At 39.1% G+C, this 17,188-nt stretch carries 18 protein-coding genes; 8 read left to right on the forward strand and 10 right to left on the reverse strand.

The genetic code is table 11. The annotated features are described in order from the left end of the window. Positions 1 to 147: 147 nt before the first annotated feature. The 5 genes from V7150_RS01475 to V7150_RS01495 form a co-directional block, all read right to left on the reverse strand. Complete coding sequence (locus tag V7150_RS01475) at positions 148 to 903, reverse strand: amino acid ABC transporter ATP-binding protein (RefSeq protein ID WP_335512924.1); 756 nt, start codon at positions 901 to 903, stop codon at positions 148 to 150. A 22-nt stretch (positions 904 to 925) separates the two neighbouring features. Continuing rightward, entirely contained in the window at positions 926 to 1,639 is a 714-nt protein-coding gene (locus tag V7150_RS01480) for an amino acid ABC transporter permease (RefSeq protein WP_335512926.1), read from the reverse strand. Positions 1,640 to 1,652: 13 nt separating this feature from the next. Beyond that, complete coding sequence (locus V7150_RS01485) at positions 1,653 to 2,360, reverse strand: amino acid ABC transporter permease (protein WP_335512928.1); 708 nt, start codon at positions 2,358 to 2,360, stop codon at positions 1,653 to 1,655. 116 nt (positions 2,361 to 2,476) lie between these two features. Continuing rightward, positions 2,477 to 3,349: a transporter substrate-binding domain-containing protein gene (locus tag V7150_RS01490; RefSeq protein WP_335512930.1), complete on the reverse strand. Its 873-nt coding sequence runs from the start codon at positions 3,347 to 3,349 to the stop codon at positions 2,477 to 2,479. 352 nt (positions 3,350 to 3,701) lie between these two features. Further along, positions 3,702 to 4,868: an acyl-CoA dehydrogenase family protein gene (locus V7150_RS01495; protein ID WP_335512932.1), complete on the reverse strand. Its 1,167-nt coding sequence runs from the start codon at positions 4,866 to 4,868 to the stop codon at positions 3,702 to 3,704. Between the two features lie 445 nt (positions 4,869 to 5,313). Between V7150_RS01495 and V7150_RS01500 the strand changes: the two genes are divergently transcribed. After that, positions 5,314 to 6,513: an MFS transporter gene (locus V7150_RS01500; RefSeq protein WP_335512934.1), complete on the forward strand. Its 1,200-nt coding sequence runs from the start codon at positions 5,314 to 5,316 to the stop codon at positions 6,511 to 6,513. A 78-nt stretch (positions 6,514 to 6,591) separates the two neighbouring features. Here the strand turns inward: V7150_RS01500 and V7150_RS01505 are convergent, their stop codons facing one another. Next, on the reverse strand, positions 6,592 to 7,572 hold the full coding sequence (locus V7150_RS01505) for a sensor histidine kinase (protein WP_335512935.1): 981 nt from the start codon (positions 7,570 to 7,572) through the stop codon (positions 6,592 to 6,594). A gap of 15 nt (positions 7,573 to 7,587) precedes the next feature. Beyond that, a complete protein-coding gene (locus tag V7150_RS01510) occupies positions 7,588 to 8,289 on the reverse strand; it encodes a LytR/AlgR family response regulator transcription factor (RefSeq protein WP_335512937.1) in 702 nt (233 codons plus the stop codon). A gap of 183 nt (positions 8,290 to 8,472) precedes the next feature. Here V7150_RS01510 and V7150_RS01515 point away from each other — a divergent pair, with 183 nt between their 5' ends. Then, on the forward strand, positions 8,473 to 9,225 hold the full coding sequence (locus V7150_RS01515; protein ID WP_335512939.1) for an ABC transporter ATP-binding protein: 753 nt from the start codon (positions 8,473 to 8,475) through the stop codon (positions 9,223 to 9,225). Further along, positions 9,215 to 10,372, forward strand: coding sequence for an ABC transporter permease (locus tag V7150_RS01520; RefSeq protein ID WP_335512942.1), 1,158 nt, complete (start codon positions 9,215 to 9,217; stop codon positions 10,370 to 10,372). Before V7150_RS01515 ends, V7150_RS01520 begins: the two co-directional genes overlap by 11 nt. Positions 10,373 to 10,423: 51 nt before the next feature. Here V7150_RS01520 and V7150_RS01525 read toward each other — a convergent pair whose 3' ends face one another. Both V7150_RS01525 and V7150_RS01530 read right to left on the reverse strand, forming a co-directional pair. Then, the gene (locus tag V7150_RS01525; protein WP_335512944.1) at positions 10,424 to 11,749 is read right to left on the reverse strand and encodes a cation:proton antiporter; all 1,326 of its coding nucleotides are present in this window, start codon (positions 11,747 to 11,749) and stop codon (positions 10,424 to 10,426) included. A gap of 100 nt (positions 11,750 to 11,849) precedes the next feature. After that, the gene (locus V7150_RS01530; RefSeq protein ID WP_335512946.1) at positions 11,850 to 12,182 is read right to left on the reverse strand and encodes a hypothetical protein; all 333 of its coding nucleotides are present in this window, start codon (positions 12,180 to 12,182) and stop codon (positions 11,850 to 11,852) included. 485 nt (positions 12,183 to 12,667) lie between these two features. Here V7150_RS01530 and V7150_RS01535 point away from each other — a divergent pair, with 485 nt between their 5' ends. From V7150_RS01535 to V7150_RS01550, 4 genes are all read left to right on the forward strand, one after another. Next, positions 12,668 to 12,997, forward strand: coding sequence for a PepSY domain-containing protein (locus tag V7150_RS01535; protein WP_335512947.1), 330 nt, complete (start codon positions 12,668 to 12,670; stop codon positions 12,995 to 12,997). Positions 12,998 to 13,068: 71 nt separating this feature from the next. Further along, on the forward strand, positions 13,069 to 13,584 hold the full coding sequence (locus tag V7150_RS01540; RefSeq protein WP_335512949.1) for a DUF2680 domain-containing protein: 516 nt from the start codon (positions 13,069 to 13,071) through the stop codon (positions 13,582 to 13,584). Between the two features lie 84 nt (positions 13,585 to 13,668). Then, positions 13,669 to 14,046, forward strand: coding sequence for a fluoride efflux transporter CrcB (gene crcB, locus V7150_RS01545; RefSeq protein WP_335512950.1), 378 nt, complete (start codon positions 13,669 to 13,671; stop codon positions 14,044 to 14,046). 10 nt (positions 14,047 to 14,056) lie between these two features. Next, complete coding sequence (locus V7150_RS01550) at positions 14,057 to 14,419, forward strand: fluoride efflux transporter FluC (protein ID WP_335512952.1); 363 nt, start codon at positions 14,057 to 14,059, stop codon at positions 14,417 to 14,419. Positions 14,420 to 14,510: 91 nt separating this feature from the next. On the opposite strand, the gene V7150_RS01555 is transcribed toward V7150_RS01550, so the two are convergent. Next, positions 14,511 to 15,854, reverse strand: a complete 1,344-nt coding sequence (locus tag V7150_RS01555) for a nucleobase:cation symporter-2 family protein (protein ID WP_335512954.1) — start codon at positions 15,852 to 15,854, stop codon at positions 14,511 to 14,513. Positions 15,855 to 16,186: 332 nt separating this feature from the next. Between V7150_RS01555 and V7150_RS01560 the strand changes: the two genes are divergently transcribed. Then, the gene (locus V7150_RS01560; RefSeq protein WP_335513038.1) at positions 16,187 to 17,164 is read left to right on the forward strand and encodes an aromatic ring-hydroxylating dioxygenase subunit alpha; all 978 of its coding nucleotides are present in this window, start codon (positions 16,187 to 16,189) and stop codon (positions 17,162 to 17,164) included. Positions 17,165 to 17,188: the final 24 nt, after the last annotated feature.

A 17,188-nucleotide genomic window follows, 5' to 3' on the forward strand; every position in this document is an offset into this window, starting at 1 on the left:
TCTTAAGGACAAAACTTCATGAAATCGAAAGAGAAATGTCTTTAATAGGTACTCTAAAGGACAAATCACGCAAAGACTGTAGGAGAAAAGTCTTTAAAAGAGGGTCAGTTCCCGTTTCGTTAAATCGGCGGGGACTGACCCTTTCGTCTAAATGTAAAAGATATAATCCTCTGGTAAAACTCTCTTTAAGAACTGCTGGGTTCTTTCTTCCTTTGGGTTGGTGAAAATCTCCTTAGGGGACCCTTCTTCAACGATGACGCCACCATCCATAAAGACCACACGGTTGGCTACATCCTTCGCAAACGACATTTCGTGGGTGACGACTAACATGGTGGTCCCTTCTTTGGCAATATTTTTCATCACCGTTAATACTTCCCCGACTATTTCCGGATCGAGGGCAGAGGTTGGTTCATCAAACAAAATGATATCCGGATTTAAGGCAACAGCTCTGGCAATCCCAACCCTTTGCTGCTGTCCTCCAGATAATTCAACAGGATAGGCATGATATTTTTCTGACAAACCGACTTTATCCAATGCCTTTTTGCCAATTTTGATTGCTTCAGGTTTCGGAACCTTTCTGCCAATAATCAGCCCCTCTGTTACATTTTCAAGTGCGGTCTTATTATTAAATAGATTGTAATTTTGAAATACAAACGCGACCTTCTGTCTGATATCGTGAATTTGCTTTTTGGAAGCTGTTTTCAAATTGACATCCGTGGATCCAAATATAGCATGCCCTTGATCTGCTTTTTCCAGAAAGTTAATACACCTGAGTAACGTGGTTTTACCGGAACCGCTTGGTCCAAGGATGACAACCACATCACCCTTGTCAATGCGTAAATCCACGCCTTTTAAAATCTCATTTTTTCCAAATGATTTATGAATATTTTTAATTTCTAACATCGTTCTGCCTCCAGTTTCAATCTTAGGCATTTGCTGCTTTATATTTCCGTAACCGTTTTTCATATAATTTAAATAAATATTCTACTAAACTACATAAAATCAAATAGACCAGAAAGATATCGATGTACGCCTCAACATAATTGTAGCCAACATTTGCTGCTACTTTTGCTCGCAGTGTAATTTCCTGCAAGGACATCGCATATCCCAAAGAGGTTGCCTTAATCAGATTGACGGTTGCTGTACATATATTTGGTAAGGCGACAACCAATGTCTGAGGGATAATAATTCTCCTAAATGCCTGCACATTGGTTAGTCCGACTGAATAAGCGGCTTCCAGCTGACCCTTGCTAACCGTGCTAAGCGCTGAACGAAATACCTCGATTAAGATAGCTGTCGTATTCAATGAGAAAACAATGAATGCATACCAAATCGGATTGATATCATAAACATTCGTTTCAATCTGAAACTTTTTAAATATCGAAGTTAATACCAGGGGGACACTGCTATAAATTATAAAAATTTGCACAATGACAGGTGTTCCTCTTACAAAAGATACATAAACCTGGGCAAAACGATGGAGCAAGGGAATTCGATTGATTCTTGTTAAGGCAAGTAAGAACCCTAGCGGAAGGGCAATTAGTAAGGCGACAATTGTTATTATGAGTGCGGTGGGTACTCCTGATAATGCTGTAAAAAATGTCTTTACTAAAAACTGATAATTTAAACTCTCAGACACTCCGCCACCCCCTTTATGTTGGTTTGATGACTTGTTTTCCTTTACTAAAACCTTTTTCTAGTTTTAGGAAAAACTGCTCAATCGCAATGGAAATCACCCAATAGATAATCGATAAGGCAAGATACGTTTCAAAGGCATGAGCATTAAAACGGCCATCGATAATCAGGCTTGCTTTCCCCATTACATCAATTAATCCGATTGTATATGCTAAAGAACCCTCTTTTATCAACTCAAGTAAACTGTTGCCGAAGTTTGGTAAGGCAACGACAAACGCCTGTGGAAAGATAATTCTCCTGTATGCTTGTGTGTTACTTAACCCTACACTAACGGCAGCCTCAAATTGCCCTCGATCAATCGATTGATAAGCTGAGCGGATCACTTCAGACATAGCAGCGGCAAACTGCAGGGAAAAGGTAATGACAATAAAGACGATTTTATCAACGTCGCTAAAGTTTAAGCCGAAATTTTCGGCGATTTTCGGAATCCCATAGTAAACAAGAAAGAGCAGGACAATCGAGGGCGTACATCTTAATGCGGTCGTATACCCATTGGCGATTTTCTGAGCAATCTTACTGTTTCCTAATTTCATTGCAGCTAAAATGAAACCTAAGATGGTTCCAAACAGGACTGATAGACCAGCAACTAGAAATGTCACTTTTATATAAGGGATTAACAGCGGGAATGACTCCCAGATATATTTGGCATCAAAGTATTTCTCCATAATTCACCTCCAGCATTTTCATAGATTGATTGTCTTTTTATAGGGAACTGAGGTTACGCCTTTCATAAGGATGTAACCTCAAGATTTAAGACGTTTCTTTGCTATGAAAATAGTACTTATCTTTTGACAGTATCCAATACCTCGAACAAATCTCTACCATAGAACTTTTTACTTAAATCGTTTGGTTTCTTTTCTTCTTTCAGCTTTTTAATGGCTTTATCAAAAGCATCGGCAAATTCCTGCTCCTTTTTGTTAAATAATGGCCAAGTTTTGATGACGGCGAATTCATTATAAACAACCTCATTTTTTAGATTATGATAGGGACCGTCATCAGCAATGACCTGCTTTTGAAATGGACCTTCAATCATTACACCGCCGTCAACCCGTCCTTCGTTTACCCATTGAACAACGTCCACTGTAAAGGAATCTCCAGCTTTCAATTTGACTTTATTATCCGGATTGGCCTTGTTATATTCGTCAATAATGGTATACTGCGCGTTGTTAGCAGCGATTGGCGCTAAGGTTAAGCCAGCGGAAGCGAAATCTGCCAGCGATTTAATGTTTTCATTTTTCTTCTTTAAGACAAGACCTGCGCTGCTCAGTCCAAGGAATTCTTTTGGAAAGATAAATTTCTCTGTCCTTTCCTGTGTCCAGAAGGCATTTTTCACGCCTGCCTGATACTTTCCTTGTTCAACCCCAAGTAATAAGTCATCACTTGATGTTCCAACGAATTCAAATTCGTATTCAGGAAGTAATTTATCGACCAATTTCATCATTTCTACATCATATCCAGTTGGATTTCCTTTATCATCGATATAGGAGATGGGTTTTGAAGCTTGGTCATAGGCGATCTTTACCTTTCTTACCTTTGAAGATTTATTTTTTGCGTCTGATGATTCACCAGACGTGGAACTGATGCCGCATCCTGCTAACAGAATGAATAACGATAAAGCTGTTACGATTACCTTGAAAAACTTTTTATTTCTCATCATACCAATCTCCTTTTTATAATTATTATTTTAAGTTTTCTTATCAAAATAGTTGGATTTAAAACTAAAAAAATTTTTATAGTTTTAGGGAGTAGGAATGGATGAAATTCCTACTCTAAATAAGAGAATTTCGACTTTGAGAATTGTCTTAGAATAATCTTCGGAAGCGATAGCTCGCACGAAGGAAAATATAGCTTTTTCGAGGAGCACCCAGCGGCGAAACAACTTCGCTCTTCTCCCTACGATAAGTCAACATCGATTCGCTCCACAAGGAAGGCTTCGGCAGCATAGGCATCGCACGAAGAAAAAGTGTTAGCTTTTTCGAGGAGTCCATCCGCCGCTCAAAGGAAGCTTACGCTTTTCTTATTTTCTCCTGTTCAATGGCTGAAAGTGCTAATTTTTTTATCGTCATATCATCCATTGGTGGATTGTGCAAACCTGCCCTTACATCGCGGTAGTAGCGTTGCAGGGGATTATTGCGCCCAAGACTTTTGGCCCCAACGATCCTCATTGCTTTATCAACAATGGTAATCGCCGAATTCGTAACCGTATGCTTGACAACTCCAAGTTCATTTTCGAGGTATTCTCTAAGAGATACGTCATCATATGCCGCTGCAACACTATAGGTAAGATGTCTAGCTCTAATTAATTCTAAATCAATTTCCCCTAACAGCTGTTGAACATTAGGTAATTGGCTGATCGGCCCGTTTAAACTATTGGGAGCATGGTGATTGGCAAAATGGACAGCATAATCGCGTGCCGCTTGGGCGATGCCAAGATAACAGGCAGGAATGTGCAGGATCCAGCCGTTTATTTTACTTCCGCTGGGCATGGACGGGAGTTCAACAAGATTGGAATCATCGACGGTTACATTATTGAGAACAAGATCGTGGCTTCCTGTGCCCCTCATGGCAATGACATCCCATGTCTCATCAATCGTTAGTCCTTCTAAATCTTTATGCAGGAGAAAAAAGCCAACCTTTTGCTTTTCTTCAATCCAGGCAGATGTTAGAAAATAAGTTAATACGGGAGACATGGTGGTAAATGTTTTCCGTCCTGATATCACCCAAGCACCATCTTTCTTAACCGCAGTTGTTCCTGGTCGTCCGCCTCTAGTTGGACTTCCTGTTTGTGCTTCACTTACGGCCCGATTCACTAAGGCACCGTTAAGAATTTCTTTTGCAAAAAAATTCAATTTCTCCTGATCCCAATGTTTTGTTTCAAAGAGCTCGCCGATCACCCCAAGATTCCAGCCAATCGAAAGTGCGGTGGTTCCGTCAAAACTAGCCAGTGTTTCTTGAAGGAGCACCATGTCATAGACCTTTAATCCTTCTCCGCCATAAGCAGCCGGAAGAGTAATACTTGAATAGCCCATCTCCACTAGCTCCTGAATATTTTCTTCTGGAAAAATGGCCAATTCATCAATGTCCGCCGACTTATTTTTAAATCTTGCTTCTTTCTCACGCAATTTTTGTAACCATGTCTTTTGCTTTTCTGTCTTTACGAATAAGGTAAGCACGATTTCCCTCCTAGTAACTTGTTAGTTTATTATCGATGCCAATTTGATAATCCCGATGTGTTTTATAGGAATAAATAATAACGAAGCATAATCGAACTGTCAAGGTATTTTATCGATTTTTATAAAAATTCTGATTAATCATTGGGACGATAGAGACAGAACGGATTGGCTTACAACAAAAAACCGTTTAAAGCGCTCGTCATGTTGAAATATTACAAAATTACAAACACAGTTGAACATTGCCTCAATAAATATTATGTATTGTTATAATAAAGTAAACAGCTTTTGTTAGGAAATCCCTCTTCACTGTTTGGTACAGAAGAAGAACAAATATTACCTATCTTGAACCAGCAATAATACCGAAAGGAACTTATATCTAATTGAATTTTTCACGTTAGAGGAGTACAGTTGAAAAGTGTAAAAAAGTAGAAAGAAGGTCTTTTTGTTGAGTAAGCTGCAACAAGGTACTACAGCCTTTCGTAAAGCCAATTTTGCCCTCTTTGCAGGGGGATTTATAACTTTTTCTATACTTTATGATGTCCAACCGTTAATGCCGATTTTTACAAAAGAGTTTAATGTCACAGCGGCAACGGGGAGTCTGACGTTGTCGGTAACGACGTTCGCACTTGCTGTGGCAATGCTTTTTACCAGTTCTTTATCTGAAGCGTGGGGAAGGAAACCAATTATGGCTGCTTCCTTATTCCTTTCCTCCCTCATTGTCATCTTAACTGCCTTCAGTCCCACATTTGGGTCGTTAATCAGCTTTCGCATTCTGCAAGGAATTGTTCTTGCGGGGCTGCCGGCCATCGCTATGGCCTATTTGAGTGAAGAAGTCGACCCAAAAAGTCTTGGTATTGCCATGGGGATTTATATTAGCGGGAACTCCATTGGCGGTATGGCAGGAAGAATTATTACCGGCTCTGTTACGGACCTTTTTTCTTGGCGTGTTGCAATGGGGAGTATTGGGGTGATTAGCCTCGTGCTTAGCTTGTGGTTTTGGTTTTATTTGCCGAGCTCCAGCTATTTTACACCAAAGTCATTGAAACTAAATACGTTAGTCAAATCAATGGTAGGTCATTTAAAAGACCCGGCATTATTATGTTTATTTGCTATTGCTTTTATCTTGATGGGAAGCTTTGTCACGTTGTATAACTATATTGGCTTTGAATTGATGGCACCTCCGTATCAATTGAGCCAAACAATAGTCGGCTGGATTTTCATAGTTTATATAACTGGCACCTTTAGTTCAACATGGATGGGGCGGCTTTCTGATACGCTCGGCCGCCGGAAGGTCTTATGGCTTGGCCTGGTCATTATGCTTACTGGAGCAGCATTGACACTTGTAGAGCCTTTGGTGTTAAAGATAATCGGTATCGCTATTTTTACCTTTGGATTTTTTGGCTCCCATTCGATCGCTTCAAGCTGGGTGGGGCGAAGAGCACAAACTGCGAAAGCGCAAGCTTCTTCGCTTTATTTATTTTTTTATTATTTTGGATCAAGCACGGCAGGTACTGCCGGAGGATTTTTCTGGTCGAATTTCGGCTGGGGTGGAGTAATTGGCTTTATTATTTGTTTACTGCTGTTAGCCTTTCCATTATCGATTAAACTTTCATCAGTGCCGGTAAAAAACTTGCAAACGAAATAAATGGTACACATGCAATTGAGAACTAGACCGTACTAAAGGAAAAATCCCATCTACTCGAGAAGATGGGATTTTTGTTGTTCATTGTATGGCTGGAAATTTTATTTTGACGGTGAACTCCTGGTCTTTATAGACGAAGTCTAAAAAGCCGTGGTGGTCATTTACGATATCCTTAATGATCTTCGTCCCAAGTCCCTCATGACCGTTCGCTTTTGTCGTTTTTCCGTATCTTTGGAACAATCCATCTAAGATGGGAGGTGGAATTGGCAGACTATTATTTTTACAAATTAATAGGAACAAACCGCTTCGTTTATAAAATTGAAGTGTGATTACAGCCTGTTGCTTATGTTCCTTTTGCCAGTCTTCACTAGCCTCGATGCTATTTGATAACAGATTTCCGAGCAGTTTCACCATAACGGTATCTGGGAGTGGTAATGTCGATAGCGGCAGGTCGAAGTCATAGACAACCGGAATTCCTGCTGTTTTGGCACGCCGATACATTTGATGTAAGCTCCCGGCAACGATTCCCCGTTCCCCTTTAATGGAAAGATTCGTTTCTTCATAGCTTTCGACTAACTCATCCAGATACGCTTTTGCCTCACCGTGTTTTCCGGTTTCAAGCATAAAGTGGATGGCGGAAACATGTTTGAGAAAATCATGCCGTTCACTGCGGACAATGCGAAATGTTTCATTAAAATGGGCTGTTTGTTCCTTAAAAAGATGATTCTCTCGGGTTAATGCTGCCAGCTTCTGTGCAACAGAAAGCCTAATACATTCAATTCCGATAAAGAGGATTAACAGTGCGAGATATACCCACGATGGCTTTAAGGCAGTATAAATCACGACAAGCAGCAGCTGCAAGCCAAATAACAGGGAGTTCCATTTTACCCCTGAAATAGAAATGTGAGTGATACTTTTTTTATAAAAATAATAGATAATCACGATTACGAGTAAACAAGTTAAATAGATAGGAATGTTCCATGGCAGCATTAGTGTAAGCCGATGAAGATGAACCGTGCCTAGTACTGCTAATGCCAACCAATATAAAATTATCGACTTCAAGTTCATTTCCTGCCTTTAAAAATAATTTTCTTGTAAAAAATCTACTTTTTCCTTTGTAATCATCGCTTGCTCCTCAATTCCTTCAAACGACACGATATAGGAATTCTTTGCATACAGGGAAAAGTTTTTTACATAGTGGATATTGATAATGAAGGATCGGTGCGAGCGGATAAAATCCCGTTCCCTTAATTCACCCTCTAATTCGTTAAGAGTTTGATAGGTTTTAATCGAACCAGACTTTGTATAAATCGTTGAGGAACGGCCGGATCTTTCAATAAAAATAATATCCTTCTTCTGAATGATATGAATATCGTTTTTTTGTTTTAAATAAAGCCTGCCGGCAATCTCAGCTGACTTTGTCTTCTCCTTCAAGCGTTCGATTGATTTAATTAAACGGTCTTTCAGATAAGGCTTCATAATATAGTCATGGACATTCAATTCAAAGGCATGAACGGCATAGCCGCTGTTGGCCGTCACAAAGACAACTGAAATACTAAGGGCGTGTGAATGAATAATGTCTGCCAGCTCGTATCCGGATAAATTTGGCATTTCAATATCAGCAATTAATAAATCAATTGATTCTTTTTTGATATGCTCATACGCTTCTTCTGCAGAGGTAGTCGAGAAAACTATCTCTACATCTGGTATTCCAGCGACAATCGCATTTAATTTATCTAAATCAATGAATCGATCATCGACAAGACCAACCTTCATCATAATCCGCCACACCTTTAACCATTCAGAATTTCCTTTAAAAGAATCTTCTTTATTTTACCATTATTAAAGAGGAATTTGGCATTTTCGCGACAGGAAATGGACGATTCGCGACATAAGTGCAGATTTCCTTTTCGATTATTTGTATGATGACATCAAGAAACAAAACAGATGGGGTGGAATGAAATGATTGAAATCCATGAGGTAACGAAGAAATTTCAAGATAAAAAGAAATTTGTCACGGCATTAAAGCATGTCTCTTTTTCTGTAAAAGAAGGGCAGGTGGTCGGTCTGCTTGGGGAGAACGGTGCTGGGAAAACGACGTTACTAAGAACGGTTGCCACACTTCTTACGCCGACAGAGGGGGCGGTAACGGTTGCAGGCTTTGACACGATCAAGAATGCAAATGAAGTGAAAAAAAGAATCGGGGTATTGTTTGGCGGAGAAACGGGGCTATATGATCGCTTGACCGCCAGAGAAAACTTAGAATACTTTGCAGCACTATATGGATTAAGTAAGCATGAAACGAAGGTGCGTATTGATGACCTGTCAAGGATGTTCGGTATGCGCGATTATTTGAACCGGAAAGTGGGCGGCTTCTCTAAAGGAATGCGTCAAAAGGTTGCGATTGCGAGAACACTGATCCATAATCCTGAGATAATTCTCTTTGATGAACCGACAACCGGTTTAGATATTACATCCTCCAATGTGTTCCGCCAGCTTGTGCATCAGCTAAAGCGTGATGGAAAAACGATTATTTTTTCAAGCCATATTATGGAGGAAGTATCGCTGCTTTGCGATTCTGTCGCTATGATGCATAAAGGTGAACTTGTCTATCACGGCAATCTTGAGTCATTGTACAAGTCAGAGGGCAGCCGTGATTTAAACTATATTTTCATGAGTAAGCTTGTAAGGGGGAACGAACACTATGCTTCTTAAAATCTATTTAAAAGAAATAAAAGACTGCTTCCGTGACCGCCGGACGTTATTGCTAACCGTGCTATTACCGGTAATTATGATGACCGGATTAACTTTTTTTTATGAAAAAATGATCTCTGATGGCGAAGGGGAAAGCTATAAGCTTGCCGTGAACGAATCGTTTGAACCCGAACTTGCAGGAATATTTACAAGTTATAAAAATATTGAACTCGTTCACTCGGCCAATCCGGCAAAAACGCTGCAGGATGGGAAAGTCCAGGCTGCACTAATCCTGGATCCTAATTTCAGTAGTAATATCGAAAACGGGGATAAGGCGACGGTCACGATTATTGGTGACTCCTTCAGCCAAAAATCGTCTAATTTGAAGAACATTGTACAAAATGTTCTGGGAGTTTACGAGAAATCAATTTTTTCAGAACGGATGAAAGCAAAAGGAACAGCTCCAAACTTAGTTGAGCCCATTACAATTGAACAAAAGGAAATTTCGGATCAAAATCCGAATGCCAACTTAATCGCGATGCTAATTCCGTTAATTCTAGCCATAGCTATTGGGGTTGGTTCAGGTCCGGCTGCTTCCGATTTATTTGCCGGTGAAAAAGAGAAGAAGACGATGGAAGCATTATTAATGACTCCGGTAAAGCGTTCAACCTTGCTGTTTTCGAAATGGCTGACAATTGCTACAGTTGGGTCAGTCACGGGGATTATTACCTTACTGGTCGTCGCTTTAGAGATTAACTTACTGACAGAAAATCTAAAAAAGGCTGTTTCTTTCGGTAACAATGTTGTCGTTATTATTGCGTTAGCTGTGTTGGTCTCTATCATTTATGCTATGTTTACTGCGTCACTTCTCATGCTCACAAGTATTATCGGCAAGACCGTAAAAGAATCACAAAGCTATAGCACACCGGTGATGATGTTAGCCATGTTCCCGACGATGATCCTTTCAAGTATCGGAATTAACGAATTATCCTTTCAGCATTTTGCTGTTCCGATTTTGAACCTGTTCAGCCTGCTGAAAGAACTAGTCTTCGGTATTATTGATTACGAACATATCCTAATCACCATCACAAGCAACCTGGTCAGTATGATCCTTCTGTTTATTGTGGGTAGGATTCTATTCCTGAAGGATAAATGGGTGATGAATTAAGGGGAAGAGGTCAGTCCTCAGTGGCTTTAAAGAGCTGGGGACTGACCTCTTCTATATAGATCGATTAATAGATTTAATTTTTCCGTCATCTCTTGGCTGTGGCGTAATATTTTCATCCCCAGGCATAAGTCTCCATTTCTTTTTAACCACGATCCGAAGCCAAGTTCCTGGAATCCAGGAAGTAATAAGCGCTAACATGACAAGGATCGCGAAAAATTCCTGATTAATAATTCCTGCGGCGTAGGCAACGGAAGAAAGGACAATTCCGGGGCCGCCGCGGTCATTGATCGCCACCCCTAAGTTAAAACTGGTTAAACGATCTTGTTTGATCGTACGTGAAGTGATAAAAACGGCCAATGTTTGAGTTAAGGTTGCAAACAAGAAATAGGCAAGGAAGAAGAGAGGGCTAAAATGTCTGACAAGGTCTAATTGTAAGCCTACTGTTGCAAAATAAATCGGTATAAACCAAGAGAATGAAATATTACTAACCCCTTGCTCCAGACGCTCCGATACTGCCTTTGGCAAAGCCACTTTCGCAATAATTCCCGCAAGCAGCGCTCCAAAAATCGTTTCTACGTGAAGGTTGCCGGCAAGAGATGCAAGCATAAACATGATAAACAAAAAATACCCAAGGTTAGATGACCTAAATAATAAGTTTTGTCTGATGATAGTTAACCGTTTAAAGAGAAAATAGCCGAGAACAAAAGTTCCGATAATAAATGCAAACGATATACCCACACTTTTCAGGGCTGTACCAGCAGTGAAAACACCGCCATTGCTGGCAATGGCTGTGGCGAACCCAAGAGTGACCCAAAGCAGAATATCATGGAAGCCTGCGCACGCAATTACAATTTTTGCAAACCTAGTATGCATAATGCCAAGATCATTAAATATTTTGGAAATAACAGGTATGGAGGTAATAGCAATTGAAATCGCGATTACTATTTTCATTGCTAAAGGATTATTAGCCGTTCCTAAATAGGGGGTAATATTAAAAATATCAGCGGCAAACCAGCCAACAATAAAGGCCGGAATGGTTGCACCTACCACTAAAGCAGAGGTAATTTTGATATCATCCTTATTAAATTTAGTTTGAAATTTTAGCCCTGAACAAAACATCAGCATTAACAAGCCAAATTGGTATAGAAGCCCGAATAACTTGTCTTCCGTAGTAAATCCAAGAAACAGCCATTTAAACGCATCCGGAAAAAAGTGCCCTAGTAAGGTAGGACCAAGAACTAAGCCCGCTGCAACTTCCCCAATGACGCGGGGAATGTATATTCTTTCTACCATATATCCCAATAAATGAGCCATAGCGAGTAAGCATCCCATCGCTAATAGAAAATGACTAATTTCAGCACTAGTTAAACTAAACATTTTTGCGATCACCTCCTTTTAGATAATTTAGGGTATGCAAAAGTTGTCCTAAGGTGGTGGGCAAATCATTTTTTTCTATAAAATAGGACAGTTGCCTAGCCTATATGTTATTTTGGATCATCCGAAATTTTCCAATGGAATGATATTGATAATAATTGAATATGAGCAATTGATAATCTGTACCATTTGGGGGATGAAAAATGTGCTGGAATTCGCCATTAAAATAGTCTCCATAAAAAATGACACTGTCATAGTATTGTATCGAAGCCCCCAGTTTACTTATTTTTACGATAGAATACTTAATGGGCCAGGAACGATTATGTGTGATTTGTGAACCAACGATAGCGACTGATCTATTTTCAATAGAAAATTTTGAACTTGAAAAAAACGGAACCTCAACCCCCAGTCCCCAATTTATATATTCTTCTTCCATTTTTTGAGTATGATTAAATTTCCTAGACTGATACCATTCTTTTATTTTTTTTGGATTAAAAAACCTGCTTATCCCATTGTACTCTCTCCTTCAGCTTAAAAATCATGTTACTGTATTTATTGCTTTTTATGTGTGGAGTGTAACGGCGTTGTCCCAGTTTAGCCGTATCTTTTTGGACAAATTCTGTATTGGCAATTCAATATATCCACTCTTGTAAAAAATGTAACTAAATGAATAAGATATTTACTCTTGCACAAGATAAAGAAAACTCGCCGATTGACGAGCCCCTAAGGGCGAAGACAGAGGCGTAGTTGCACTTATGCGTTAGGAAAGTATAAAATTGAAAAATTTATACTTTCCTATTAGCTAAAAAAAACTTGCCGATTGGCGAGCTGTTAGGCGAAGACAGATGTGTAGTTGCGCTTATGCTTGAAAGGAAAATTATACTTTCCTTTCGGCTAAAAAATAAAAAGGAGTGTTAGAGTTTGAAAAAGCTAATTTTGTTGCTAACCCTTTTAATTTCACTAGGATATGGTGCCTATTTTCAGAGCGGGCACGCCAAGGCAGGCCATCTATTGCTAACGCAAAATACCCCAATCTTAGAAAAACAAGCAAAAGAAATTGCTTTGGGTAAAGTAAAAGGGGAAGTTGTCATGGTAAAGCTAGAAGAGGATGATGGGCGGCAATATTACGAGGTCATCATAAAAAGCTCCGGCTCTATGTACGAGGTAGAAATTGATGCCAAGACAGGCCAGGTGCTGGAGGTTGAACAAGAAGGATCACATGATGGCGATGACGATCATTACGATGATTAAAAGAAATTTCCTAAAAGTTGCATGTCATTTCTGATATGCAACTTTACATATTTGTATTAAGGAGAAGATTGATGATAAAAAAATTTGTGTTTATCCTATTTTTTTTCATTTTCTATTTGAATTATGAAATGCCTTCTTTTGCTGAAACAACTATCACAAACATAAATAAGGAAGTAGAAGAGATTGATGGAAAGACAAAGCCCGATAATGTAAAAAATAATAGACTTAAAAAAGAAAATAAATCTGATGCAAAAGAACAGGCAAAAGAGAAAAAAGAGGAGAAAATAGTTGAATCAGAACTTGAACCAGAAAGTTTAGAAGACGATCTAAACTGTACCAAGGATATGCAGTATACAGAGGCACAAAAAAAGCGCCTTGATCAAATTTACCATCGGATTTATACCGATTATCAGGATTTGATAGAAACGTATGCGTGGGCTGGAGCTTTAACAGAGGAGCAAAAACTCGTTCGCCATAGTATGTTAAAGAACTACATATTGACCTTTGCAAAAAGAAATTATAAATGGTGCAGTGAATGGGAAGAAGATGAATGGGAAGAGGAATGGTTCAATATTGACCGAGATTAATAAGGCACTTTCATAAAACTGAATTTTTTATACCATTAAGCATTTCTTTACCGTTTAAGAATATATTTGTATTAAAAAGAAGTGATGAAAATGGTATATTTCGTTGTTGGCTTAGGGGGAACGGTAGGGACAATCGTACGGTATTTTTTAGATTATTTGCTTTCTCGCACCTTTCTTCCCCCTTCCTCTGGAATCTTAATTGTTAATCTATCAGGCTGTTTTATGATTGGCTTTTTCTTATCGTTGAATTCTGAACGTTTTTCTCCTTTGTTAAGAATCGGATTTGCAACAGGCTTTTTAGGCTCCTTTACAACCTTTTCTACTTTCAGTGTTAAAGTGTTGGAGCTTTTTAAAAATTGGGGGCTTCAAACAAGCGCCATTTATACGTTGCTTACGATAATAGGCGGTTATTGTTTTGTTCACCTGGGACATTCTCTTGCTGTGAAAATCGAGAAAGGATAAGTTTAAGCCTATGGTTAAATTACTTCTGATTATCGGGGCAGGAGGGTTTTTCGGAGCCATTTTTCGCTACATGCTTAGTAATTTTTTCACAAAATGGACAATCCTTTCGATTCCAACTGCTACATTTATTATTAATGTCTTGGGTTCTCTTGCTTTAGGATTCATTTATGGGGCAAAATATTTTTCGGAAGATCAACTCAATTTCCTCGCTGTCGGTTTTCTGGCCTCGTTTACAACCTTCTCAACCTTTAATTATGAGTTGCTTCAACTAAAAAAGGGTGGGAAAATTCCCCAATTTTTTATATATGGAGCTTTTATGTATGTGACTTGTATTCTGGCCTCTTTTTGGGGCTATTTGTGGGGGAGCAGCTAGAGCTGCGCTACTGTACAACTATATTAACATAAACAAATAGGAAGGATTAGTCTTCATGACTAACCCTTCCTATTGTTTTGAGTTTATCTGACTAAGTTAATGATTCTTTTCCTGACGGAACTGTTTTTTCTCGTTCATGTGGGATGATTAGATTAAGTATGACCGTAGCGATCGCCCCAACAGCTGTTCCGGAAGATAAGATATAGTTTGCGAAATCAGGTACGCTGTTTAAGATTTCCTTCGGAAGAACCATAGTACCTACTGTAAGTAGGATCGGAACTCCGATTACCATCATATTGCGGTCATCGATGACAACATGCTGAATGACTTTTAAACCGTTCATGACAATTGCTACACAAACGACACCAAAGATTCCATTAATCACTGGTTCAGGAACACAAGTAATGATTGCAGATAATTTAGGGATTAATCCTAAGCCTATCAAAATAATACCGGCAGCGATGATGGCCATTCTGCTTGCAACACCAGTAATCGCAATAATTCCAGCGTTTGAAGAATACCCTGTCATAGGTGTACCCCCGAAAAGAGATCCTACGAAACAGCCAATTCCTTCGCCGACTGATGCTCGGTTCAATCGTTTTTCATCTAATTCACTGTCAGTAACAGTTGATACCACGAACCAAGTTCCTGTTGTTTCAATTAAAATAACCAAATAAATAAATACCATTGTTAAAATCGCTTGTAAATTAAAAACTGGTTTTCCGAATGGGAAAAGGCTCGGAAATGATATCCATGATGCTTGTTTTACAGAGGAGAAATCAACGGTTCCAAAAAGTGATGCGGTAATCGTGCCTGCGATGATGGCTAGGATGACCGAAACTAAACGGAAAAATGTGCCATACCCCTTTGCTTTACGTCCAAGAAGAATACAGATAATTAAAACCGCTGCAGAAACAAATGCAATCAAAACATTGTGTCCTACATTTCCAGGCGCATGATAAATACTATTAAATGCATTCGGCATTAATGAGATCCCTACAATGACAATGACGGTTCCTCCGACAAGCGGCGGGATTATTTTTTGAACAGCTTTAGCAAACCATTTTAACGGATACCCAAGGATTGCAATAATTAAGGCCCCAGGAAGGAGGCTGCCGAAAACAGCACCTAATCCAAGTTTACCTCCTATTGCTGCTAACGCACCGATAGGGACATAGGATGGGCCTTGAACAACTGGCAGCCGCAAGCCGCCAATGGTTTGGATGAGTGTAGCTAGTCCTGCTGCCAAAAAACACATTTGAATGAAAAATGTTGTATTCATTGAATCCAATGAAAGTAAACCAGCAATAATGATTGGTGCGATATACAGATCCATCGCCAGTACATGCTGCATACCAAGCAAAAAAGCTCTTCCCCAACTGATTTTTTCATTGATGCCTGCTACAATGTTCGTGTTTTGCTCTTTTTGATCCACTTAATTATTCTCCTCTACTTTAAATTAATTTGAAATCAATAAACAATAAAAGAATAAAGATACTAGGGATAATAGCATTTCAATCATGTTGAAATCACAGTAAAACATAGATGTAGAAGCAATTTTCTTTGTGATGATTTGCGGGTTTTTTACTACTGCTGTATTAAAAACTTTAATTGAATTATAAAAAACAATTTAGAAGTTGTAAACAATAAATTACGTATATTTTTATATTATTTTTAATTAATGTTCGTGTTTTGTGTTGACTTTGTTAAAATAGCTTCATAAAATATAGGTAATATAAAGAATTCATCAATGAAGGGATGGTAAACATGCTTTTGGAAGATAACGTGTTACGCAGTGACTGGGTCGTTGCTTGTAAAAGAGAGGACGTAAAAGAAGAGCCATTACAGGTAACGATATTAAGCGAGAGGGTCGTTCTCTTCCGCAATGAAGAAGGGATCCACGCTTTTAAGGACTTATGTATTCACCGAGGTGCTGCTCTATCACTAGGCTGCGTAAAAGATGGGAATCTCGTATGTCCCTACCATGGATGGGAATATAATTCTGCAGGTACATGTACAAAGATCCCGCAGCTCCCTGAAGGAAGAGCCATTCCATTAAAAGCTAAAGCTATTAAATATACATGCAAAGAAGCATATGGATTTGTGTGGATTAATCTCAACAACAATAATCCTAAATTCTTTTCTTATCCTGAATATACAGATGATAACTTCCGTAATGTCTTATGGGGACCACAGGAAGTGAATGCCAATCCTCCAAGAATCGTTGAGAACTTCTTGGATGTAAGCCATCTTTCCTTTATACATGAAGGGTTTCTGGGGGTACAGGAGCATCCTGTCATTGGGGATTACGATGTTCATATGGAAGAAGATCGGATTTTTTCAGATGAAATCGCCATCTTTCAGCCAGACCCTGACGGCACCGGACAATCCAAAGATGTATTTTATACGTATGAAGTAATACGACCATTAACCGTTCGGTTCACAAAAAGAGATCCGGATACTGACAACAAGATGACCATTTTACTCACCATCCTGCCTATTGCAGAATGCAAGTCCATTGCCTATGGGATTTTGTCATTTAACTATGAAACGGGTACAACTGATCAGGAAATCATAGAGTTCCAGGATATGATTTTCGCTCAAGACAAGCCTATCGTCGAAAATCAGAAACCCGAGGACTTACCACTTGATTTGCAGGTAGAACTTTCGTTGAAATGTGACCGAATGAGCATTGCCTATCGACAATATTTAACTAAACTTGGTGTTACACTTGGCACTGTATAAGTTAAAGGGTCAGTCCCTCGTCGC

The organism is Neobacillus drentensis (genome assembly GCF_036965245.1).
Lineage (GTDB): Bacteria > Bacillota > Bacilli > Bacillales > Cytobacillaceae > Neobacillus > Neobacillus drentensis_G.